This is a genomic window from Terrabacter sp. C0L_2 (assembly GCF_036352015.1).
In the GTDB taxonomy this organism is placed as follows: Bacteria; Actinomycetota; Actinomycetes; order Actinomycetales; family Dermatophilaceae; genus Terrabacter; species Terrabacter tumescens.
Window position 1 is genome coordinate 3448146 of the sequence record NZ_CP143557.1, and the last position, 21533, is coordinate 3469678.

22 protein-coding genes are annotated in these 21533 nt (G+C 70.5%); 6 read left to right on the top strand and 16 right to left on the bottom strand.

Annotated features, from left to right (window positions below):
- Nucleotides 1-103: 103 nt before the first annotated feature.
- The gene (locus tag U5C87_RS15825) at nt 104-493 is read left to right on the top strand and encodes an ArsR/SmtB family transcription factor (protein WP_330473477.1); all 390 of its coding nucleotides are present in this window, start codon (nt 104-106) and stop codon (nt 491-493) included.
- Nucleotides 494-523: 30 nt separating this feature from the next.
- Complete coding sequence (locus tag U5C87_RS15830) at nt 524-766, top strand: hypothetical protein (protein ID WP_330473478.1); 243 nt, start codon at nt 524-526, stop codon at nt 764-766.
- A gap of 476 nt (nt 767-1242) precedes the next feature.
- Here U5C87_RS15830 and U5C87_RS15835 read toward each other — a convergent pair whose 3' ends face one another.
- The 16 genes from U5C87_RS15835 to U5C87_RS15910 all read right to left on the bottom strand — a co-directional run bounded on the left by U5C87_RS15835 (nt 1243) and on the right by U5C87_RS15910 (nt 18359).
- Entirely contained in the window at nt 1243-1539 is a 297-nt protein-coding gene (locus U5C87_RS15835; protein ID WP_330473479.1) for a hypothetical protein, read from the bottom strand.
- A gap of 324 nt (nt 1540-1863) precedes the next feature.
- On the bottom strand, nt 1864-2277 hold the full coding sequence (locus tag U5C87_RS15840) for a hypothetical protein (RefSeq protein ID WP_330473480.1): 414 nt from the start codon (nt 2275-2277) through the stop codon (nt 1864-1866).
- Nucleotides 2274-2519 carry a YgaP family membrane protein gene (locus tag U5C87_RS15845; protein WP_330473481.1) on the bottom strand — a complete coding sequence of 82 codons (246 nt, stop codon included), beginning with the start codon at nt 2517-2519 and terminating at the stop codon, nt 2274-2276. The genes U5C87_RS15840 and U5C87_RS15845 overlap by 4 nt, the downstream gene beginning before the upstream one ends.
- Before the next feature lie 374 nt (nt 2520-2893).
- Complete coding sequence (locus tag U5C87_RS15850; RefSeq protein WP_330473482.1) at nt 2894-3721, bottom strand: DMT family transporter; 828 nt, start codon at nt 3719-3721, stop codon at nt 2894-2896.
- A gap of 191 nt (nt 3722-3912) precedes the next feature.
- On the bottom strand, nt 3913-4203 hold the full coding sequence (locus tag U5C87_RS15855) for a metal-sensitive transcriptional regulator (protein ID WP_330473483.1): 291 nt from the start codon (nt 4201-4203) through the stop codon (nt 3913-3915).
- 208 nt (nt 4204-4411) lie between these two features.
- Nucleotides 4412-7255 (bottom strand): heavy metal translocating P-type ATPase, encoded by a 2844-nt coding sequence (locus U5C87_RS15860; RefSeq protein WP_330473484.1) that lies wholly within the window; start codon nt 7253-7255, stop codon nt 4412-4414.
- A gap of 129 nt (nt 7256-7384) precedes the next feature.
- Nucleotides 7385-7597 carry a zf-HC2 domain-containing protein gene (locus tag U5C87_RS15865; RefSeq protein ID WP_330473485.1) on the bottom strand — a complete coding sequence of 71 codons (213 nt, stop codon included), beginning with the start codon at nt 7595-7597 and terminating at the stop codon, nt 7385-7387.
- Nucleotides 7598-7774: 177 nt separating this feature from the next.
- A complete protein-coding gene (locus U5C87_RS15870) occupies nt 7775-8173 on the bottom strand; it encodes a hypothetical protein (RefSeq protein ID WP_330473486.1) in 399 nt (132 codons plus the stop codon).
- A 241-nt stretch (nt 8174-8414) separates the two neighbouring features.
- Nucleotides 8415-8639, bottom strand: coding sequence for a hypothetical protein (locus tag U5C87_RS15875; RefSeq protein WP_330473487.1), 225 nt, complete (start codon nt 8637-8639; stop codon nt 8415-8417).
- Nucleotides 8640-8677: 38 nt separating this feature from the next.
- Complete coding sequence (locus U5C87_RS15880; protein ID WP_330473488.1) at nt 8678-9874, bottom strand: cytochrome b N-terminal domain-containing protein; 1197 nt, start codon at nt 9872-9874, stop codon at nt 8678-8680.
- A gap of 92 nt (nt 9875-9966) precedes the next feature.
- Entirely contained in the window at nt 9967-10512 is a 546-nt protein-coding gene (locus U5C87_RS15885) for a hypothetical protein (protein ID WP_330473489.1), read from the bottom strand.
- Between the two features lie 541 nt (nt 10513-11053).
- Entirely contained in the window at nt 11054-11812 is a 759-nt protein-coding gene (locus U5C87_RS15890) for a hypothetical protein (RefSeq protein WP_330473490.1), read from the bottom strand.
- A complete protein-coding gene (locus U5C87_RS15895; RefSeq protein WP_330473491.1) occupies nt 11809-12414 on the bottom strand; it encodes a helix-turn-helix domain-containing protein in 606 nt (201 codons plus the stop codon). Before U5C87_RS15895 ends, U5C87_RS15890 begins: the two co-directional genes overlap by 4 nt.
- Nucleotides 12415-13694: 1280 nt before the next feature.
- Nucleotides 13695-16220, bottom strand: a complete 2526-nt coding sequence (locus tag U5C87_RS15900) for a heavy metal translocating P-type ATPase (RefSeq protein WP_330473492.1) — start codon at nt 16218-16220, stop codon at nt 13695-13697.
- A gap of 852 nt (nt 16221-17072) precedes the next feature.
- Nucleotides 17073-17468 carry a hypothetical protein gene (locus tag U5C87_RS15905; protein WP_330473493.1) on the bottom strand — a complete coding sequence of 132 codons (396 nt, stop codon included), beginning with the start codon at nt 17466-17468 and terminating at the stop codon, nt 17073-17075.
- 129 nt (nt 17469-17597) lie between these two features.
- Complete coding sequence (locus U5C87_RS15910; RefSeq protein WP_330473494.1) at nt 17598-18359, bottom strand: response regulator transcription factor; 762 nt, start codon at nt 18357-18359, stop codon at nt 17598-17600.
- Between the two features lie 121 nt (nt 18360-18480).
- Between U5C87_RS15910 and U5C87_RS15915 the strand changes: the two genes are divergently transcribed.
- From U5C87_RS15915 to U5C87_RS15930, 4 genes are all read left to right on the top strand, one after another.
- The gene (locus tag U5C87_RS15915; RefSeq protein WP_330473495.1) at nt 18481-18951 is read left to right on the top strand and encodes an SHOCT domain-containing protein; all 471 of its coding nucleotides are present in this window, start codon (nt 18481-18483) and stop codon (nt 18949-18951) included.
- Nucleotides 18952-19324: 373 nt separating this feature from the next.
- On the top strand, nt 19325-20545 hold the full coding sequence (locus tag U5C87_RS15920) for an ATP-binding protein (RefSeq protein WP_330473496.1): 1221 nt from the start codon (nt 19325-19327) through the stop codon (nt 20543-20545).
- A gap of 87 nt (nt 20546-20632) precedes the next feature.
- Entirely contained in the window at nt 20633-21028 is a 396-nt protein-coding gene (locus U5C87_RS15925; RefSeq protein WP_330473497.1) for a DUF1990 family protein, read from the top strand.
- Nucleotides 21025-21525, top strand: coding sequence for a hypothetical protein (locus U5C87_RS15930; protein WP_330473498.1), 501 nt, complete (start codon nt 21025-21027; stop codon nt 21523-21525). Before U5C87_RS15925 ends, U5C87_RS15930 begins: the two co-directional genes overlap by 4 nt.
- The last annotated feature ends 8 nt before the right edge of the window (nt 21526-21533 follow it).

Consider the following 21533-nt stretch of genomic DNA (forward strand, 5'->3'; position numbering starts at 1 on the left):
CCGGCGTCCCCGCATGCGCTTGTCCGCACTGTTGTCGCCGCACTAGTTATATCCGCATATCCGGATGTATGGTTCACAGTGTCATCGATCGAAGGAGTTGTCCATGCCGGCACAGACCGCTGCGCGCGAGGTCGAACGGCTGGGCCTGCCACCCGGCAGCCCTCTGGTGCCAGCCGAGCACGCCGGACGCCGGGTGATGGCCAAGTTCTTCCGCGCCATCGGTGATCCCACCCGGCTGCTGCTGCTCGAGTTCCTCCTCGATGGCGAACGCACTGTCAGCGAGTGCATCGAGCAGGTGGGCCTTTCCCAGTCTCGGGTCTCCTCACACCTCGCGTGCCTGGCCGACTGCGGCTTCGTCACGGCGCGCCGCGACGGCCGGTTCACCCGCTACCAGGTCACGGATCCGCGCGTCGTGCACCTCATCAGCCTGGCGCGCGCGCTGACGGCCGACAACGCCGCGGCACTGGCCGCGTGCGTGCGCATCGACACGTGACCCCCTCGCCGCAACGAACGGAGAACGCACATGATCGACGCTCGCGAAAGCAGGTCGGGGCTCGGTGGCGCGGCGGCCGCGGTCGGCGCGGTCCTGCTCGTCGTCGCGTGCTGCACCCTCGGGCCAGCGCTGATCGCCGGCGGCGCGCTCGGGGTAGCTGCGGCCGCGCTCCATAGTCCAGCGCTGCTCTCCCTGGCCGCCCTGATCCTCGTCGGAGCGCTCGGGTCCGTCATGCGCCGCCGAGCCCGCGCGCGCCGGGGCGGCCGCGCGTGACGGACGAATCTGAGAGGAATCTCAGAGTATCGCCGCCGGCCAGGCATGCCCGGGCTGACCCTTCGCAGTCGCTTCGTCCCTAGACGTACCGACCGCCGAGTTGGCAGCATCCGCCACTCAGCCGCCTCGGGAGTGTCAGCTCTGGCCTGGCGGCGGCGAGGCTCGGATGCCTGGGGTGGTCGCTTTCAGAACGGCGAACCGTCGTCCACGGTGTGGCTCGCGACATGTCTTGCAGGGTCCTTTCCAGGACTGGGTACTCGGTCACGGTGAAGTAGCCGTTGACTCGGAGGTACGCCTGCACCAGTGCCACGGCGTCCATGTCGCTGGCCTCTGAGTTCGTCGGCAGGGACCAACAGGCCGGCGGGTCTTCTTCGACCGTGGCCGCAGCTCGTTGAGTACAGCCCGCAGATCTGGTGAAGATCGCGTTGACGTGGCGCCGGGTAGTGGGGTGCGGCGCACGCCTGTCTCGTGCCCGGTCAGCCGTGCCGCGCGGGTGTGTTGATAGTGAGGCCGTAGCGCAGGACCTCGGCCCGGACGGCCGACTTGGCGAGCGCTCTCGCCGACTGGGGGACGTCCGCATATGCGACGAGCACCGGGGTCACCTCGACGGTGCCGAAGTCGGCGACCACCGAGCGCACGCCGGGGACTGCCGCGAGCCGCGCGAGCATCCGGCGCAGACCGGCCGGACCCGTAAGCCCGCCCACGGCGAGGACCTGGGCTGCTCGGAACGCCGGTGCTGTCGATGCGAGGTCGGCGCGTCGGGGGCCGGTCACGATGCCACACCGGGTACGGCGCACGTCTCGGGCCAGGTGTGGCGCAAGCGGGCCGACCCGTTCGGGTGTCACGGTCACGTGGTGGTCTTCCTTCCTGGTTCCGCGCGATGGGCACGCCGAGGCGGCGCTGTGGCGCCCGGCGCCCGACAGGCTGCGCCTCGGCGGGAGCTCGAGCCGGTTCGGATCCCGCCCCCGTCGCGGCTGTCACGGGCCGGACTGGCTCCACGTGAGCTGGGCCGGTGCCGGGATGGGCGGCGACGAGCGGCGACGGGCGGGGACGGGTGCCTGGCGGCTGCCCATGGCACGGTGCGAACCGGCCGGTCGTCAGTGCCGGTGCCCGCCCGGCATCATGAACATCATCGCGGCCATCATTCCCACGCACAGCAGGGCGAAGATGATCGAACCCGCGCCCGCGACGCCGCTGGCCACCAGGGCGAAGACGACAACAAGCATCGGGATGCAGCAGACGAGCATCAGCAGCCGGTGACCCCATCCCCCCGCTGTGGGCTCGGCGAGGTGGTCGTGCGGCGCCGGTGCGCTCCCGAGCCCGTTCGGCCCAGGCTCGGCGTGCTGCGTGGCGCGCAGCATCCGGTCGTGGGTCGCCGACCCGGGTGACAGGCTGGGTGGGCTGAGTGGGCTCGGTGCTGCGACGGTCGGGTGATCGGGCCCGAACGGGTAGACGTCGCGGTCGTGGTCCGGGTCGGGCAGCGGCGTACGGTCACGCGGAGTCGTGATCATGACGTCCTCCGGGCGAGGGAGGCCGGAAGGTGCCCTAGCTTCGCGTACAGCGGGCAGTGCCCGAGCGCGCCGGTGACGAACAGGTCGAGCCCGATGAGGATGAGCAGGACCTCGAGCACGACCGCCAGGGCCGAGCCGGCACCGAGAAGCAGGACGATCCCGCTGATCACGGCCAGGCCGCCGACGAGCATCCTGGCTACTCGTTCCATCGGCGTGATGTTGACTGTGGGTCTGGCCCTCATGGCTGCCTCCTGATGACGGACCCGGGCGTCCCGGGTGTGGAAGCCGGGTCGGGAGAGGCCCGATTGGGCCCGTCGTCGGCTCCCTGTTCTTCCACCGTGCCGTGCCCACGTGCCCGTCCGGCAGCAGATCCATGAAGGTTCGCTCAAGGTCGGCCACAGCACCGTTCTCAACTCGCGTGACGGTGCGGTGACCGCACTGCGGGTCACCGCACCGTTCGGCGGTCGCTCCGCGAGCGACCGCCGGCCGGTCGAGAGCCCGTCTCCGAAGCACATCTCCCGAGCCAGGTTCCGGAGCCGGTCCGGGCGGCTGGCGGCTGTCGGCTGGCGGCTGGCGGCTGGCGGCCCAGGTGTCGATGGGGCGGGCTGGTCAGGCGTCAGCGGCGCGGCGGCCGGACGGCGACCCTCATCGCCACGAGCGTCGCGGTCAGCCCCAAGGCCGTCCAGCCGGATGGGCGTTCACCGAGAACGCTCACAGCCAGCGCGATCCCGACGACCGGCGTGAGGAACGTCCACGAGGTGAGCGTGTCGAAGCGGGACCGGCGCGCCTCGGTGAACCAGACGACGGTCGGAGCTGCAGTGCCGACGACACCGAGAAAGGCGATGGAGACGACCAGCCGGGGCGTCCACGCGATCGACGGCGCTCCCTCGGTCGCGACCGCGAGGACCACTAGGGCGCCCCCGCCGATGAGCAGGTGCCACCCCGCAGCCGAGACCAGGTCCATCCCCGTCAGGCGGCGCGACAGCAGCGTGCCCGCGGTGACGGCTGCCGCGGCGAGCAAGGACAGCAGCGCGCCGCTGCCGCCGCCACCGGGCGCCGCCACCAGGATCAGCCCGCCGAACCCGACGGTGAGCGCGGCCGCTGTTCGCGCAGACAGCCGCTCGCCGTAGAGCCACCAGGCGGGAAGCAGGATCAGCAGCGGTTGCGCGTTCGCCAGCACGGCCGCGGCCCCGGTCGACAGCCCCGCCACCCCGGCGAACATCGCAGCAAAGGCCAGCGTGACGTTCACGAGCGCGATGGCACCCAGCCACGTCCACGCCCTCGACCCGGTCGGCTGCGGACGGTGCTGCACGAGGGCGACGGTGACGAGGACAGCGCCGGCGAGCAGGGCTCTTGCCGCGGCGAACCAGACGACGGGAGCGTCCCGCAGCCCCCACTGGATGAACAGGAAGCAGCTGCCCCAGGCGGCCGTGACGAACACCATGCGTGCCGGGCGAGGCCCGGACACGATCAGCTCGCTCGGTCCAGTGGTCGGTCCCGTGGTCGGTCCCGTTGTCGGTTCGGTGGTGGCGCCCGTGGTGCCGCGGCGGCGCCCGACGCCCCGGGAGGAGGCTCGGACCGTTCTGCCGTGGGAGGTGGTCAATGAGGGTTCCGGGGTCGTCATCGTTTCGCCACTCAGCTGTGCAGCAGACGGCTGATGGCCTCGGACACGGCTTCGATAGTCGCCTCGGGGACGTGCTCGGGGCTGTCGGTGACGCATGCCCTGAGGTGCTCCTCGAGCAGGAGGACGGCGACGCTGCGGAGCGCGCTCGATGCCGCGCTCAGCTGCGTCAGCACGTCGATGCAGGACCGGTCCTGCTCGACCATGGCCGCGATGCCGCGGACCTGGCCTTCGGCGCGGTGCAGGCGAGTGACGATCTCGTGTCGTTGCCCGGGGGCGGGCCCGGCCACGCTCGGCGCAGTCATGAGCGTTCCCTTCTGTGTGGTCCGGGCCTTGTGGTCCGGTCCTCGTGGTCCGGTCCTTATGGTCCGGTCCGTCCTCCGGTGGCCGAACGCTGACGGCCACTGGAGGGGCTACCTCGCACCGCTCGAGGCGACGAGGTCGACGCCATCGATCGGCGCCATCGGTCGGCCCGCCGGTCGGGCCCACCGGGGCCCGGTCGACTGCTGCCTGCTACGCGGTGCTGCCGGCGTAGGCCGCCGGGTCCTTCTCGAAGCTGGCCGCGCACGACGCGGAGCAGAAGTAGTACGTCTGCCCGTCGTGCTCGATGGTCCGTGCAGCGTTCACGGTCTCGAGGGTCATCCCGCACACCGGGTCCTTTGCCGTCGTCGGCACGGACGGGTTCGCCTGTTCAGGTGAGGTGGACATGAGGTCGGGCTCCTTCTGCTCTTCCCGTCCGATCTCGACCACCGGGTCGATGGCCGAAGGCGTGACGGCGTCGGGTACCGGCTTGGGACTAAAGGTCTTGAGCCGGTTGGCGTTCGCAACGACAGACAGGGAGGACAGCGCCATCGCGGCCGCCGCGATCATCGGGCTCAGGGTGAGACCGAAGGCCGGGTAGAGCGCGCCTGCGGCGATCGGGATGCCGACCCCGTTGTAGATGAACGCGAACCCGAGGTTCTGCTTGATGTTGCGCATCGTGGCCCGGGACAGGTCCACGGCAGTCACGACCCCGGCCAGCGCGCCGGAGATCAGCGTGATGTCGGAGGACTCGATCGCTACGTCGGTGCCGGTGCCGATGGCCGAGCCGATATCGGCCTGGGCGAGCGCGGGTGCGTCGTTGATGCCGTCGCCGACCATCCCGACGACGCGGCCCTCGGCCTGCAGCCGCTTCACCTCAGCGGCCTTGTGCTCGGGCAGGACCTCCGCGACGACGCGTCGGATCCCGACCTGTCGGGCGATGGCGGCGGCGGTAGCCCGGTTGTCGCCGGTCATCATGACGACCTCGATGCCGCGGCTCTGCAGGGCAGCGACGGCACCGGCCGAGCCGTCCTTGACGGTGTCGGCCACGGCGATGACACCGGCCGGGACCCCGTCGACCGCGACGAGGATCGGGGTCTTGCCGTCGCGGGCGAGGCGCTCCTGGGTGTCGGCGAGCGAGCTCGCGTCGATGCCGGCACCGGTGAGCAGTCGCATGTTCCCGACGAGGACTTCACGGCCGGAGACCAGAGCGCGCACCCCCTGGCCGGTGATCGAGTCGAACGCGGCCACGGTCGGCAGGTCGAGGCCGCGCTCGTGCGCCCCGGTCACGATGGCCGCCGCCAGCGGGTGCTCCGAGGAGCCTTCGACCGCGGCGACCAGCGCCAGCATCTCGTCCGCGCCGATCGGGCCGGCGGGGATCAGGTCGGTCAGCGCCGGTGCACCGTTGGTGATCGTGCCGGTCTTGTCGAGCACGATCGTGTTCAGCTTGTGCGCCGTCTCGAGAGCTTCCGCGGAACGGATGAGGATCCCGTTCATGGCGCCCTTGCCGGTCCCGACCGTGATCGACATCGGCGTGGCCAGCCCGAGCGCGCACGGGCAGGCGATGATGAGGACCGAGACGGCGGCCACGAGTGCCAGCACGAGCGCCGGCGACGGGCCGGCCACCGCCCAGATGACGAAGGCCCAGATGGCGATCGCGATGACGGCCGGGACGAAGTAGCTCGAGACCTGGTCGACGAGCCGCTGGATCGGCGCCTTGGACCCCTGTGCTTCGCGGACCAGCTTGATGATCTGGGCCAGCATCGTCTCGTCGCCGACCCGGGTCGCGACGTACCGGAACGATCCCGTCTGGTTGATGGTCGCCCCGATCACCGTGTCACCGGCCGACTTGCTCACCGGGATCGGCTCCCCGGTCACCATCGACTCGTCGACGGACGACGCCCCGGAGAGGACGTGACCGTCGACAGGCAGCTTCTCCCCGGGGCGCACGAGGACGACGTCGCCGGCGAGCACCTCGGAGATCGGCAGCTCCAGCTCGGTGCCGTCCCGTTCGACGCGCGCCGTTCGCGGCTGCAGCCCGATCAGGGTCCGGATCGCCTCCCCGGTGCCGGCCTTCGCCTTCGTCTCGAGCAGGCGCCCGAGCAGGATCAGGGTGAGGATGACGCCGACAGCCTCGTAGTACACCTCTTGGACGTTCTCCGGCAGCACAGCCGGCGCGAGCGTCACCACGAGGCTGTACCCGAACGCGGCGACGGTCCCCAACGTGATGAGCGAGTTCATGTCCGCGGTCCGGTGCGAGAGCGCCAGCCAGCCGGTGCGGTGGATCGGCCACCCGGTGTACACCATCACCGGGCCGACGAGCGCGAGCTGGAACCAGCGGTTCATCAGCAGATCCGGCATCCACGTCACCCCGAAGAACTCGGTGAACATCACCGCGAACAGCACGGGCGCCGTCAGGATCGCGCCGATGATGACCCGCCGCGTCAGGTCGGAGATCTCCGCGGCACGTTCCGTCGCGTCACGGTCGGTGCCGTCAACATCGGCGCCAAGAACGGCGCTCGGGCCAGTGCCGAGACCGCCGACCGGGTCCGGCGCAGCCGAGGGACGACGGCCACGGCCAGGCTGGGGACGAGCCGGCTCCGACTGGAGCGACGCGGGCGACTCGAGCGACTCGAGCGACTCGAGCGACTCGACCGGTTCGGCGCTGGCCGCGTCGGACGGTGGCGCGGTGACCCGGACGGTGCCGCTGATCATGTTCATGCCGCACGCGAACCGGAAGTCGCCCTGGTGCTCTGGGAGAAAGTCGACCGTGGTGGCCGCGTACGCCGGCAGCTGCGCGTTGACCTTGAAGTCGGGCATCACGACCCGGGACGAGCAGTCCCCGCTTTCCTGCCGGTCGAAGATGACCCGGACCGGGGTCCCGGGCCTGACCTCGATCAGATCCGGGCTGTACCCACCTCTGACGGTCACCCGGACGACCTGGATGCCGTCCGCGATCTCCGCGTGCCGCGCCTTCTTCGGTCCGAAGAAGAACCACACGAGCAGGCCGCTGGCGAGGACCGCTGAACTGACGATGACGATGTCGGCGACAGTCATCGAGCTTCACCTCCATCTGCTGGGCACCCAGGCACTCCGAGCGCCGGATACCCATAGCCGGTACGGGTTTCCAGCTCCCACGTAACCGCTGGCAGGTGTCGGGTTCCCGCGCGAACCGTGAAGGTCTGGTCAAGGTTGCCGGCGCCCGTCCTCGGAGGGATTGGCACCGTCAGTGAGGGAGAGCAGCTGCGGGAGGTGCTGGGCCGCGTCGAGATCGCGCTGACAGGTTGAGCATGCGGCGAGATGCTCGGTGAAGGTGCGCTCCTCGTCGTCGCCGAGCACGCCCAGCAGGTACGCGCCGAGCAGGACGTGCGGGAAGAACGGCTGCGACAAGGTGCTCATCGGTGCTCTCCGGCTCTGAAAGCCCACCAGCCAGCCCCGAGAGAGCCCTTGAGGTGAGCTTTGAGGTAAACCCCGAGCGGGACGGGCCGCGGCCGCCGCGTCGGGGGGTCATCTGGTGGGACGTGTGCGGCGCGCCAGTCGCGGGTCGACATCGCGGGGCTCCGTGGTCCGCCGGTCCTACACGTGGTGGTCGCGCGTGCGGGAGGACGGTTCGTCGATGGGGTCAGTCCCCCACCATGCCGGGTCCGCGGCAGGGGTCGCGTCCCGCGTCGGGTCCGGCGCCGCGTCCCGGGTCGGGTCCGGCGCTGCGTCCCGGGCCGGGTCCGGCTGCCGGGGCGGTTCTGGCGGCTGGGGCGCGCCAGGGGTGCTCTGAGCGTGCGATGGTTTCTCGCTTGGGTGCTCGTGGCCTGCGGTGTGCCCAGCGCCGCCATGGGATCCGTGCCCGGCGCCGCAGCCTCCCATCAGGCCGCCGTGCCCGCCGCCGGAGCCGCCGTGGCGGTGGCCCCCGAGATGCATGCCCAGCATCGCGACGATGAAGAAGATCCCGATCCAGTTGCGCTGCAGGAAGTCGGCCATGACTCGCTCCTTGGTCCACGAGACCGGTCACACCGGGTGGTGCGGCCCCTGGTCCCTCACCTGCTACGGTCCGCCCCGCTCGTGAAGGACGCGGTGGCCTCCCGGTCAAGGATCGATGAAGGACCCGCTCGGGTGCCGACCCCACGTCACGGCGGGACGCCGACGCACCGAGCCGCCATCACGACCGCGTCGGTCGCAGCTGATGTCGCGGTCGATGTAGCGGTCGATGTAGCGGCCGGTCTCAGCGCCGGCCAGCCCGACGGTGTTCCCCTCGCCGGCTGGTGACCACCAGGATCCGGCCGGCCAATGCCACAGCGGCGACAGCGAACGAAGCACTGAGCGCGGTCAGGGTCCCGGCCACCGGGCCGGGGGCCATGGCGGCGGCGGCGGACAGGACGCCGACGGCGACGGCCGCCGCGGCGACCAGCACCCAGAAGTTGCGGCGGACCCGCTGGTAGGCGTTCATCACGAGGCTTCCTTCCGGACGATCCGGGGCGGCCGTCGTCACATCGACAGGTGGGCGGCGGGGGTCGTGAACGCCATCAGGAGCGTCAGCACGATGAGGAGGACGACGAGCAGGGCGCCGACCGCCATCGCGACGGGTCGGGTCCGCCACGACCGGCGCGGGCTCCGGTCCAGGAACGGGACCGCGAAGAGGAGCACGAAGAACACGAGCCCGCCCCACAGGATCGCCGGGAGCCCGAACCAGTTCTCCAGGGTGAACATCCACCAGAACGGCCACAGCGGCTTGGTCACCTCGACCCCGGCGACGGGGGTACTGCCGACGGGCGGCGGGAAGAGGACGGCCACCGCCGTCAGTGCCCCGAGCAGGACCAGCCCGAGGGCCCCGACCCGGCGTAGGTGATGCGTGAACGGCTCCGAGAGCTCCTTCGGCGTTTCGTCCGCGGGGAGCGCCATGTCGGATGTGAGGTCGGATGTGAGGTCGGATGTGAGGTCGGGCGTGAGGTCGGGTGTGATGTCCGGGTCCCCGTCGGGCGTGCGGCGCGGGCCCGGGTCGCGCAACGCGGGATGGCTCGAGATCTTGTGGCGTCGGATCAGCAGCGCGTGCACGACGACCAGCACGAACAGGAGCACGGGAATGAGCATGATGTGCGCCGAGTACAACCGGACCAGGATCGGGGTGTGCTCGGCGAACGAGCTCGAGAACCAGAACCCGGCGCCGCCGAGCAGCGTCCCGAGCTCGAGGTTGTGACCGAGGGCTTCGTACGCCTCCTGGTCCCACTTGAGCACCGTCCCGGTGAAGATCGCGAGCAAGGTCAGCCCGAACATGCTGACGCCGATCAGCCAGTTCGCTTCGCGCGGCCGCTTGAAGGACCCGTGGAAGAAGACCCGGATCAGGTGCAGCGCGGCCAGCACGTACATCGTCTGGGCCGTCCAGAAGTGCAGCGACCGGATGAACCGGCCGAGTGGGACGTCCTGCACGATGGTGCGCACGCTCGCGTTGGCCACCTCGGGTGTCGGGTCATAGAACTGTGCCAGGACGATGCCGGTGGCGACGAGCACCAGCAGCGACACGGCCGTCAGGCCGCCGAGGCTCCACGCGAGGTTGTTCGCGTGTTCCGGGACGGGGTATCGCAGCGCGTCGAGACCGAGCCGCTCGTCGACGACGTCGATGAGCCGGCGCCAGCGGGAGCGGTCACCCGCGCGCGACGGGGCCCGGCCGGCGGGAGTGGTCGGCATCGGGCCGCTGCCCGAGTCCGGGCCCGAGTCCGGGCCTGGCTCCGGTTCCGGCTCCGGGACGACCGAGGCGGTTCTCGAGGATGACATGAGGGTCACTCCCCTTCGCGTGGGCTGGCGTCGGAGCGCAGCGTGTGGATCGAGTGCGCGGGTCGGTAGCGCACGCTCAGGACGATGCCGGCGACGGCGGCCACGGCAGCTGCGGCGAGCAGGCCGGCGTCACCCCCGTCGAGCGGGCCACGGCCCGGGAGCTCGTCGGCGACGACGAGTGTGCCTGCCTGCTCTCCGGTCGCGAGACTGATCACCGGTAGCCCAGCGGGCACCTGCAGGACGTGGCGCACGTCCAGGCCGGTCACGTCCACCTTGGCGCCGATGGCAGCTTCGAGCAACGTCCGCACGCGGGGCATGTCACCGGCCCGCAGCGCCGTCATCGCCAGGTCCACGTCGGCCAGGTTGACCCCGTCCGGCTCGGTCGAGGCCTTGGCATCGTCGAGCTTGTCGGTGATCGCCGCCATGTCCTGCGGGGTGTTGACGACCAAGGCGATCGCCTGCAGGACGCTGTCGCGGGCCGGCACGTCCGCCTCGTCGCCGTGCCCGAACGCGGCTTGCGGCAGGCTCAGCCCGCCGGCCAGGACCAGCACCGCCAGCGCTCGGTGCGCTCCGTGCGCTCGGTGCGCTCGGGGCGCCCGGTGAGCTCGGTGCGGTGGCGCGTGGGGCACCCGGAGCCCGACGCGCGGGCCGGCCGGGACGGCCCGGCCCGCGCTGGCGGCCGGGCGAGCACCCGTGGCCGGTGCCGACTGGATTCCCGGCGCACCGCCGGTGACGGCGCCGTCTGCTGCTGCATGTGCGCTGGTCATGGCCTGCGCCTCCGGTCTGGTGCTGCGCAACCCGGTGCGACCCGGCGGTCAGCCGGCTCGGCGAGCCTACAGAGCAACGGTCTCGCCTCCGGACCGCGACCACCTGTCGATTCGGTGCAGATTTCATGAAGACCACCGCGTTCGACGGGGGCATGGCTGCACCCTCGCTGCAAGGGACGCTGTAACCCTCGCTGTATCGAGGCCCTACCGGGCCGACCAACGGGGACAGGCCACTGGACCCGCGCAGTGGTCTCGCGCATGGCTACCCTGGGTGCCGACAGACGTGCTGCCGGGCGGCATCGGCGTCCGGCTCTCGACCGCTCGGCTAGGACCTCAGCAGCGCGGACACGGTGATGGCCCCGTGTACTGCGACTCCGGGGAAGGGGCTGTAGTCGACAGAGTCTTCGAGCACCTCTGGCAGCATCACGATGAACTCGTACTCGAAGCCACTCGGCAGCAGGCCAGCCTCGATCGGAGGCATGCGGAAGCGTAGGGACAGTCGCGGACCGTCGGGTGACGATGAGATCGCGGCCTCGGCCCGGACAGCGTGGGCCAAGGTGCCTCGAGCGACCTCTTCGGGGCTGGTCCGAGCGCGCTCCACCAGTGCGAGCAGACCGTCGATGACACGATCGAGGCGCTGGTGGCCGCCGCGTTCGTCAGCGAGGTCGAGGTAGTCCTGCGTGCTGGGCATGAGCTGGTTGTCCCCACCGGCTCCGCGGGTCTCCGCCGTACCGGCGCGGCTCACGAACAGGTTGTAGTCGTGCTCGGGCGTGAAGCCAAGAAGCCAGACCACGGCGTGCGCACCGTCGTGCCAGGTAACGGCGCGCTGGCCGTCCCGGCCGTCCAGTTTGTAGATGTCCGCGCGATGCACCTTCGACAGCGGGGCCTCAGTTCCGCGAGGGTCTAGCGCGCGCATTTTCGCGAACTTCTCCACGATGTCCGGGTACCCCGTCACAGCGGCGACACCGTCGAGGTCTGCGGCACCGCACGCCTTCGCGCCCAGGTCTTCCAGCGCCCGTAGGGTCAGTCTCAGTTCGTACTCGCCATCCAGCGGGTCAGGCCACTCGTGGTCCTCCAACGTCACGGTAGGCGCTTCGGCGCGCTGGCCGTCTCCGCAGCGTGACGGGCGTCCGCCCTTCGCTGCCGTTCCATCACCGCGTGCAGAGCAGTGCGGTCTCCACCACGCGCGGCCAGCGCCGCTGCGCGGCGCTCCTCCCGAGTCGGGGGCTCGTCGAGATCGACTCCCGCCTGCGTCAGGCTGTCGCGCACGCGCGCCGCCTCTGCCCGGGCATCCTCCGCGGCTCGACGACGTGCGTCCCGCAGGGCTAGGACTTCCTCACGCCGGTAGCGGTGATGAGCGCCGACGCGGTGGTCCTCAAGCAGGCCGGAGCCCGCCCACCGGACAACTGTCGGTCGGGACACGCCAAGAAGTGCGGCGGCTTCCTCGGGCGAGATCATGCGCTCGGTCGTTGTCGTCGTGTCGTGGTGCTCCAGAAGCGCTGCGACGCCACGAACATCGTCCTCGGAGGCTGCCAACAGCATCGCCACAACGCGACCGCCCAGTTCCGTCAATGGGACCGAGTCTCCAGCGGCCGTCACCGTCGCCCGGGCATGCCGCTTGGCCACCGCGGTCTGGAACGACGACACGTGTGCGCCGCTGGCCACCAACGGGTTCACCGAAGACATGAAGACTCCTCTTTAACTGGAACAACTGAACATGATAGTGCGCTTCCGGGGTGCGTCTGTCAATGGTCCGCCCAGGCCGCGGCGCGGGAAGGTCTGGAAGGCCCTCTGGCATCGGCCGGCGTGCCCCCTCGCACGACGGCCACCAGCACCGTCAGCGGCATAAGAGGACGTTCGCGGCGGACGGGCGGAAGGCTAGACGCAGACCCAGCAGCAGAGGCGGTGGTCAGCGGGTTTCGCCCGACGGGCCAGCCGGGCCAGCTGTTCCAGATCCTCCGCCAACTCTGACGGGTCATCCGGTTCCTTCGGCCCGTCGTGCGCCGAAGGGCTTCGCGCGGTTACATGCCACCGTCGGAAACACCGCCGTCGCCATCTCCTGCGCCGGGGAGTAGCTCGACGACGAAGACTCTTTCCCGCTTCCGGGTCCGTTCGCTTCGCTGCAGGGTCGTGACAGCTATGTCAATGTCGCCGGCCACCACCGGGGCCGATGCACGCCAGGGGCGTCGCCAGTCTCGCCGATGCCGATTGCTGCCGAGAATGTCCCGATACCGAGCAGCGACAGCCTCGCCGTCGGCCGTGGGCTCGAGGAACGTGCTCGTGACTCTGACCAGGCCTTCCGCGCGGAGCGGGTCGACCACGCATCGTTCGTACCAGTCGAGTGGGCTTCCATATGGGTGGCCGTGTTCCACCTCGGGTTCGTCCCCGAACGCCCGCGCCACGTAAGCCGCCAGACCTTGCGCGGTGATATCGCGTGGGTGCCCGTCGAAGAGCGGGGCGAACGACGCGAGGGCTGGCCGCGCGGAGCGCGGGACCGGCGAGACGGCGACCCGATAGGCCACCAACCGGCCAGGAACCCCCGCACCGCTGTCCGTGACCCGCACAAAGTGGCCGCGGCACAGGAGTTCCTCCAAAGCCCACGTCATTGCCCGACCGCCTGCGGCGAGGCTCAACGCCCTCCAAGGCTGCAGGAGGACGTTGATCTCGGTGCGCACAACCGGCCGGAATGGCTCGACCGGACCTGATTGCTCATGGGCCAACGGTAGGTGTCCAGGCCAATGAGCGATATCCGCTCTTCGGCACGACAGGAAGAGTGCTTCCGCGTTCCGTGAGCGCACTGGGCCCAACCTGTGCCGTCGGCACCTGCCCATCGGGGGTCCTATGTCCCCGCAGGTCAGCGCGTTTCAGCCATACGCCCGCGCGCGAGGACGCCGCGGCGTGCAGCGGCGCACCGTGGACGACGGGCGGGCGGTCCGTTCCTCCGGGGCAGTCTTGGAGCGCTTCGGTCAACCGTCGGGGTGGCCGGCCACGTCCGGCCGGTCGACCGCGCCAGCGTGGCGATGGCTGGCCGGCGCCGGCGCTGGCGCGTCCGGTGCCGCGCCACGGGCGGTGGGCGCCGCTGGGCTGGGGGCGGGCAGGTGAAGTCGCTTCAGCATGAGCGCGTTCACGGCGACGATCAGGCTCGACCCGGACATGGACAGGGCCGCGATCTCGGGCCGCAGGGTCAGGCCCCACGCAGAGAACACGCCCGCGGCGATCGGGAGCGCGATGACGTTGTACCCGACAGCCCACCCAAGGTTCTGCCGCATCTTGCGCAGGGTGCCGCGCCCGACCCGCAGCGCCGTGGGAATGTCGAGCGGGTCCGACCGCATCAGGACGACGTCGGCTGTCTCAATAGCCACGTCCGTCCCGGCCCCGATCGCGATGCCGAGGTCTGCCTGCGCGAGCGCCGGCGCGTCGTTGACGCCGTCGCCGACCATCGCGACCCGACGCCCGGACTGCTGCAGCCGCGCGATCTGGTCTGCCTTGTCGGCCGGAAGGACTTCGGCGATGACGGTGTCGATGCCGAGCTGGCTCGCGATCCGCTCTGCGGTCGCCTGGTTGTCCCCCGAGAGCATGACGACCTGGGCGCCGAGCTCATGCAGGGCACGGACCGCGTCCGCGGACGTCTCACGGGCCGCGTCGGCCAGCCCGATCACGGCGACGCCGACGCCGTCGACCCCAACGAGGACCGCGGTCTGTCCAGCGGCTGCGAGCGTGTCCCGCTGGGTGAGGAGGTCACCGAGCTCGATGTTCTCCGTCGCCATGAGACGCCGGTTGCCGATCGTGACACGGTGACCGTCGACGGTCGCTACAGCCCCCTGTCCGGGCACGTTACGGAAGTCGGTGGCGACCTGGTCGCCGCGCCCGAACGCCGTGGCGTGCGTCACGACGGCGGCGGCCAGCGGGTGCTCGGACTCCTTCTCGACGGCGGCCACGAGACCAAGAAGCCTCGCCGTGTCGAAGCCGGCGACGATGACCTTGGTGACCTCGGGTGCGCCCTTGGTCAGAGTGCCGGTCTTGTCCATGACGACGGTGTCGATGCGCGCCGAGGTCTCCAGGGCGGTCGCGTTCTTGAAGAGCACGCCGCGTTTCGCGGCCAGGCCGGTCCCGACCATGATGGCGGTCGGGGTGGCGAGCCCGAGGGCGTCCGGGCAGGTGATGACGACGACGGTGATCGCGAAGAGCAGGGCGGTCTCGACGCTCGCGCCGGTGCCCAGCCAGACCAGGAAGGTCGCCAGGCCGCCGACGATGGCGACGAGCACCAGCCAGAACGCGGCCCGGTCGGCGAGGCGCTGGCCGGGCGCCTTCGAGTTCTGCGCCTCCTGGACCAAGGCGACGATCTGGGCCAGGGCGGTGTCGGCCCCGACCTTCGTGGCCCGCACCCGCAGCGTCCCGGTCGTGTTGATCGAGGCACCGATGACCTCGGAGCCCTCACTCTTGGCGACGGGAAGGCTCTCGCCGGTCACCATCGACTCGTCCACCTCGGACTGACCCTCCTCGACCCGCCCGTCCGTCGGGACCTTCGCGCCGGGCCGGATGAGCAGCAGGTCGCCGACCACGACGTCCGCCGTCGGGATCTCGACCGGCTGGCCACCCCGCAGCACGGTCGCCATCGGCGGCGCGAGGTCGATGAGGGTCCGGATCGCCTCGTTCGCGCCGCCGCGGGCCCGCATCTCGAACCAGTGCCCGAGCAGGACGAACGCGGTCAGGACCGCTGCGGCCTCGTAGAAGACCTCACCGCCGCCGCTGAGGGTGACGCCGACGCTGTACAGCCATCCCGCGCCGACCGCGACCGCGACCAGAACCATCATGTCCAGGGTCCGGTTGCGCAGCGCGCGTACGGCACCGTCGAAGAAGATCCACGCGGAGTAGAACACGACCGGCAGGCTCAGCAGGAAGGTCCACACGTCGTCGCGGAGCCCGAACGGCGCCGGGAGGGTGAAGCCGAGCATGTCGCGGCCCATCGGGGACCACAGCGTGATCGCGACCGCGAGGACGGCTGCGACGATGAACCGGTTGCGCATGTCCCGGACCATGGCGTCCATCGACCGGCCGGCGTGGCCACCGTGTCCCATCGTGTCGTGCGGTGACCGCCCCGTCGTCTCCGCGTCGTGCGGCGAACCCACCGCGTGCTGCTGGCCTCCCCCGCTCGCGTGACTCGCCCCGCCGTGGCTAGCCCCGCCGTGACTGGCGCCGGCGTGTCCGGCTGCGGCGGCAACGTCAGCGGGCGCCGACGCATGGGCGTCCTCACGAACGCAGATGTGCGCGGGTGCGGACTCTCCCGCGCAGGCGAACCCGCACTCGCGCACCCATTCCTGAAGCTGCTCGACACTGGTGTCGTCGCTGTCGAACTCCACGGTCGCGGTCTGGGCGACGGCGTTACCGGACACCGCGAGGACGCCTGGTCGAGCGATCAGGGCCCGTTCGATGGCGGGCACGGACGTGGCCCAGTGCAGGCCCCCGACATGCAGGACGATCGTCTCGGTCATGGTGCTCCTGTCAGCGACCCCACAAGAGGGTCATATCGTTGTGTGTCATCGTGGCGATGCTTCACAGCACGGGGCGCCGCGGGTGCGCTCCGGTCTCGCGCCGTTCCGGGGACTTCAGGGCTCCGGGGACTCCGGGGGCTCCGGGGACTCCGGCAGCGCCAGGTGCGGCGCGACCGTCGCCGCCGCTCACCCCGGTCGACACCGGGGGCGGCGCAGTCCGCCGGCGCGGTCAGCCGGCCGGGGGTGTCGCGACGGCCAGTGCGCATCAGCGGCGGTGGTCCGTAGCGCGCATCGTCCCCATCATGACGCCCGTCTAGGTGAAGCATCCGAGACCGAACAGGTAGGTGAGCTCGCCGACCGCGCCGCTGACCTGGGCGTCGGACCCGAGGACGTCACCGTAGGAGAGACATCCCCCGACGGGACGACGCCAGCCACGGCGCGCGAGCCCGGCAGGCAGTGCGCGGGCCGGGGACGAGCCCCCGAGCCGTCCGCCTCTGCTGGTGCGTGTCGCCGCCACCGCCTGCTCCTGTCGAACGTCGCGAGTCGGGCGCGAACGCGCAGCCGCGACCTAGAGGAGCGGTGCCGTTCCGAACCCTTCGACGGTCACGGTCACATCGGGACATGCACGTCTGGCAGTGAAGTTCTGAAGATTTGGTCAAGATGCGCGACAGGACGGCACCCGGGTCTGGCACCGCAGCCCACCCACGGCCCACCCAACGCCCCACCCACTGCCCCACCCACTGCCCCACCCACTGTCCCACCCACTGCCCCACCCACTGCCCACCACGGCCCTCCCCCACCGCGGCCCCACGCCGGGGATGAACGTGCCCGACGCAGCCGCCACTCGGGTGGTCACAGCGAGGCGGCTCGCAGCAGGGCGCGCATCAGCGGAGTCGCAGCAAGCCACGCGTCGGGGCCCCGGCCCAGAGCGGCCCAGTTCCGGTCCGCACGGCGATCGCGCCCACGAAGAGGCATCGGCCCCGTGACGGGCGTCCCTGCAGGCCCCGGCTGGGCGACACGGTGTGGCGCTCGCGCGTCTGGGGCACCCTGCGCGGCGTCCTCGGCAGCCGCCGCAACGGCAAGGAGGCGGAAGGCGACCTCGCGGCGCAACACGAGCAGGTAGAAGACGTCGCGGTGCGCGCGGAGGAATGCCACCAGCTCCTCGAGCTCGACGGCGGTCAGTGTGGCCAGCGCGCGACGGGTTCCGTCGCGCTCGACCCAGACCCGGCCCTGGTCGAAGACGCGCACGTCGAAGGGAGCTCGTTCCTCACTCTGGCCAGCGCCGTGTGCGGGCTCGTCACGCCCCACCATGCGCCACTAGTGTAGACCTCTACACTCGTTCGGCGACTGCCGCCGCCTGCGTCCGACCGGTCGGGGTCAGCCAGTACCCATGCGGTATCCGACACCCCGGACCGTGTCGACGAACCGGGGACTGGACGGGTCATCGCCCAGCTTGCGGCGCAGGTGCGCCACATGCACGTCCACGATGTGCTCGTCACCGACCCACGCGGCGTCCCAGACCTCGTCGATGAGCTGGCGGCGCGAGTAGGCCAGCCGGGGCCGGTCCGTCAGGACCGCGAGGATGTCGAACTCGGTTCGGGTGAGCTCGACGGGCTGCCCGGCCACGTGCACCTCGCGGGACTCGACGTCAACGGACAGGTCGCCGAAGGTTCGGATCGCCTCACCCCGGTCCGATGACGGGGCGGACCGGGGCCGGCGCAGCACGACCTGCACGCGCGCGACGAGCTCGCGCGGGCTGAACGGCTTCGTGATGTAGTCGTCGGCCCCCACCGACAGGCCGACCAGCTTGTCGACCTCGTCGTCTCGCGCGGTGAGCATGAGGATGTAGCAGTCGGAGAAGGTGCGCACCTGTCTGCACACCTCGACACCGTCGAGCCCGGGCAGCCCGAGGTCGAGCACGATGGCGTCCGGCCGACCCGTGCGGGCCGCGTCGACGGCGTCGTGGCCGTTGTGGACCAGGTCGACCGCGTAACCGGCACGCTCGAGGTACGCGCCGACCATCTTGGCCAGGTCCTTCTCGTCTTCCACGACGAGGATGCGCGCGCTCGCGGCCCCGGACGTCGGGCCGGTCGCGGGAGCCCTCGACGGCGTCGCGGGTGGGTGGGCGGGGCTGCTCATGTCCCCAGTGTGGCCTGCTCGGACGGCTTCACAGTTCGGGACCGGCCCTTCGGTGGGCTTCTTCGTCAGATCTTCACGGAGCCCACGGGTGATCGTGACGGGTGCGGCACACGCTGGACCCATGATGTGGGACACAGGGTTGGGGCTGGGCGCCGGGATGTGGCTGCTGATGGTGGTAGTCACCGTCGCCTTCTGGCTTCTGGTGGCGGTGGCCGTACGCGAGGTGCTGGCACCGTCGCACCGTCTGCGGGCTCGGCGACGGCGCCGCCGCCAGCTCCACCCGCTCCAGCGGAACGGGGGTGAGGAGCGAGGTCCCGCGCCAGCCACCCGCCCCGGCGGGGTGGGAACCGGCCCGCGGGCGTTGGGGACGTCGGAGACGTCGGAGACGTCGGAGACGTCGGAGACGTCGGAGACCGTACGGGCCACGATGATCAGTTCGGGCGACGCGTTGTCGGCCCTGCAGGACCGGCTGGCTCGAGGTGACATCGACGTCGACGAGTACGCCCAGATCCGGCGGGCCCTGGTCCAGTCGCATCCGGCGGTGGACGTCGACGACCCGGCAGGCTCCGGCGTATGGCTGAAAAGCGCCTGACCTGAAGTGACGCGATGAGATCGGCTGGTGGCGCCGGCGCGGCCCGGGTCAGCGTTAGTGCACGGTCGGGAGGGCACCGCTACTTCAGGCAGCGCATTCCTCTCTTGAGCCTCTCCCGGCCCTAGCGATGCCCGAGGCTGCGCAGGCCATGTGCGAGCCACACCGCGAACGATGGGCAGCCGAAATGAGAGCGACAACCTCAGGCACCTAAGCCCCAGCCCGGCCAGGCCAGAACCTGACCCCATTCTCTAAGTAGCCGAGAAGCGGACGTGAGCTGCCCGCCGCTCTCGGCGGCTCCAGCGGACGCGTTATCTGTTTTAGAGGGTTTTACTACGAACAGGTAAAGCGCCCTAAAACCTGTAACGTGTCGGTTGTGCAGGCGCTGACCAACCCTTACACCCCGAATGCCGGAGCCGAGCCCCAGGCGGTCGTCGGCCGTGACGACCAGCTCAGCTCATTCGACCTTCTGCTGGCCCGCATCGAGTCCGGCCGCACCGAGCAATCCATGATCATCACTGGGCTCCGCGGGGTCGGCAAGACCGTCTTGCTGGGCCAGTTCCGCAGCAAGGCGCTGGCCAGGGAGTGGGTCGTCCTCGAGCTGGAGGTGAGCAAGAACGACGACTCGGAGTTCCGACGTGACTTGGCGACAAGGTTGCGCACCGCACTCTTCGAGCTGTCCCCGAAGGCCCGGTGGACGGACCGCTTCAAGCACGCCGCCGCCGTCCTCAAGTCCTTCACCGTCAGTGTCGACGCCGCGGGGGGCTGGTCGGCTGGGCTGGACGTCGAGGCGGCGGAAGGGTTCGCCGACCACGCCAACCTGGCCCTCGACCTCACCGACGTGTTCCTCGCCATCGGAGAGGCGGCTGCCGAGCGCCGCCGCGGGGTCGTCCTGCTCCTTGATGAGGTCCAGTTCCTGAGCAAGCCGCAGCTGGAGGCGGTCATCGAGGCCCTGCACAAGATGGTGCAGCGGAAGTTGCCCATCACGATGGTGGGCGCCGGACTACCCCAGATTGCCGAGCTCGCCGGCGACGCCAAGTCGTACGCCGAGCGCCTGTTCAAGTTCCCGGCCATCGGCAATCTGTCAGCCGAGGACGCGAAGGCGGCGCTCTCCCGACCCGCTGCCGACGAGGGGGTCACGTTCACTGGCGAGGCCCTCGACGAGGCAGTGGCCATCACCGGCGGCTACCCGTACTTCCTCCAAGAGCTCGGCTACGCCGTCTGGACCGTGGCCCAGAACCCCACCATCACTCGCGACGACCTCACGCTGACCGTGCCAGGCTACGAGGCCAAGCTGGATGAGTCCTTCTTCCGGGTGCGCCTGGACCGAGCCACCGAACTGCAGCGGGCGTACCTGCGAGCGATGGCCCAGCTCGGCCCGGATCCGCAGAAGGCCTCGGACGTCGCCGACCTCATGGGTCGCACCTCACAGAACCTGGGACCCACCCGCGCCGAACTCATCAACATGGGCCTGCTCTACACCCCCGAGCACGGATATGCGGCCTTCACCGTTCCTCACTTCGACCGGTTCCTGCTTCGGGCCATCCCAGAGCTGGACGTTCCGGCGCTGAGGCGGCGAGGGCCGCGAGCGGGGTAGCCGGCTCACTGCCGCCGCAGCGTCAGCGCGGGAATGTCGGGATCTGCCGCAGTTCGGATCTTCTTCCATGTCGGAGACCATGGAGACATGACAGTCCAGCTGCTCACCCATGACGACGCCGCGCCCCTGCAACCTGTGCCGTTGTCGTACGCGAGAGAATGGACCGCTGCCCCCGAGGTCCCATCGGAATACCGACACTTCCAAGTCGAGAGGCGCTTGAAGCGCAGGGACTTCGACGGCGCCGCACGCGATCTGAAGGGCTGGCTGATGCATGAGAAGGCGGGCCTGCGTGTCCATGCCTCCGATGCGACTGCCCAGGCGGGCACGGTCGCAGTGATGCGACTCGGTCCCGGGCCGCTGTCATTGCGGATCCCGTGCCGAGTGGCGCAGGTCTTCGACGAGCCAAGGCGCAAGGGGTTCGCCTGTGTCACGCTGCCGCCCATGACCCGGTGCTTGGATGAGCTGCGCGAGGACCCTCAGTGACCGACACGACCCAGACCACGCTGCGCGCCAGCGGCGGCTACCTCACCCTGTTCGACGGCGCCCTGCGCGGGCACGCGTCCGTGCCGGCACTTCCCCCGCCGGGTGGTGCCGTCACGGCCAGCGCGTCCGAGCTGGTGCTCCATGTCCACGCCGAGTTGGTCCCGATGCGACTGTTCATCCGGGCCGGTACGGCGGACGAGCTGGCACAAGAGTTCGACCCGCAACCCTCCTCGTCCGGAGCGGCCGGTGAACCGTTCACCACGGTGCTGACGACGACGTTGGAGCTGCCCACCGGCCGGCTCCTGGTGAACACCTCCGCGGGCGCCCAGGTCAGCCTCGAGGACTTCTCGGCCGGCACCGGGACTTTCCACGTCAGGGTCCGAACCCGCGGAGGTGCCGCCGCCGGCCGCATCGAGGACGAGTACCGGGACGCCGACACCGACGGGCTCATCGAGCAGCTCGGTCCCGAGGAGTGGGCCGTCGACCTCTACCGCTGACCCCGCCC

What these genes read in the sequence shown, in the direction of transcription:
- U5C87_RS15825 (WP_330473477.1), top strand. Translation starts at nt 104, where the DNA reads ATGCCGGCACAGACCGCTGCGCGCGAGGTCGAACGGCTGGGCCTGCCA.
- U5C87_RS15830 (WP_330473478.1), top strand. Translation starts at nt 524, where the DNA reads ATGATCGACGCTCGCGAAAGCAGGTCGGGGCTCGGTGGCGCGGCGGCC.
- U5C87_RS15840 (WP_330473480.1), bottom strand. Translation starts at nt 2,277, where the DNA reads ATGATCACGACTCCGCGTGACCGTACGCCGCTGCCCGACCCGGACCAC.
- U5C87_RS15845 (WP_330473481.1), bottom strand. Translation starts at nt 2,519, where the DNA reads ATGAGGGCCAGACCCACAGTCAACATCACGCCGATGGAACGAGTAGCC.
- U5C87_RS15850 (WP_330473482.1), bottom strand. Translation starts at nt 3,721, where the DNA reads ATGGTGTTCGTCACGGCCGCCTGGGGCAGCTGCTTCCTGTTCATCCAG.
- U5C87_RS15855 (WP_330473483.1), bottom strand. Translation starts at nt 4,203, where the DNA reads ATGACTGCGCCGAGCGTGGCCGGGCCCGCCCCCGGGCAACGACACGAG.
- U5C87_RS15860 (WP_330473484.1), bottom strand. Translation starts at nt 7,255, where the DNA reads ATGACTGTCGCCGACATCGTCATCGTCAGTTCAGCGGTCCTCGCCAGC.
- U5C87_RS15865 (WP_330473485.1), bottom strand. Translation starts at nt 7,597, where the DNA reads ATGAGCACCTTGTCGCAGCCGTTCTTCCCGCACGTCCTGCTCGGCGCG.
- U5C87_RS15870 (WP_330473486.1), bottom strand. Translation starts at nt 8,173, where the DNA reads ATGGCCGACTTCCTGCAGCGCAACTGGATCGGGATCTTCTTCATCGTC.
- U5C87_RS15875 (WP_330473487.1), bottom strand. Translation starts at nt 8,639, where the DNA reads ATGAACGCCTACCAGCGGGTCCGCCGCAACTTCTGGGTGCTGGTCGCC.
- U5C87_RS15880 (WP_330473488.1), bottom strand. Translation starts at nt 9,874, where the DNA reads ATGCCGACCACTCCCGCCGGCCGGGCCCCGTCGCGCGCGGGTGACCGC.
- U5C87_RS15895 (WP_330473491.1), bottom strand. Translation starts at nt 12,414, where the DNA reads ATGTCTTCGGTGAACCCGTTGGTGGCCAGCGGCGCACACGTGTCGTCG.
- U5C87_RS15900 (WP_330473492.1), bottom strand. Translation starts at nt 16,220, where the DNA reads ATGACCGAGACGATCGTCCTGCATGTCGGGGGCCTGCACTGGGCCACG.
- U5C87_RS15910 (WP_330473494.1), bottom strand. Translation starts at nt 18,359, where the DNA reads ATGAGCAGCCCCGCCCACCCACCCGCGACGCCGTCGAGGGCTCCCGCG.
- U5C87_RS15915 (WP_330473495.1), top strand. Translation starts at nt 18,481, where the DNA reads ATGATGTGGGACACAGGGTTGGGGCTGGGCGCCGGGATGTGGCTGCTG.
- U5C87_RS15925 (WP_330473497.1), top strand. Translation starts at nt 20,633, where the DNA reads ATGACAGTCCAGCTGCTCACCCATGACGACGCCGCGCCCCTGCAACCT.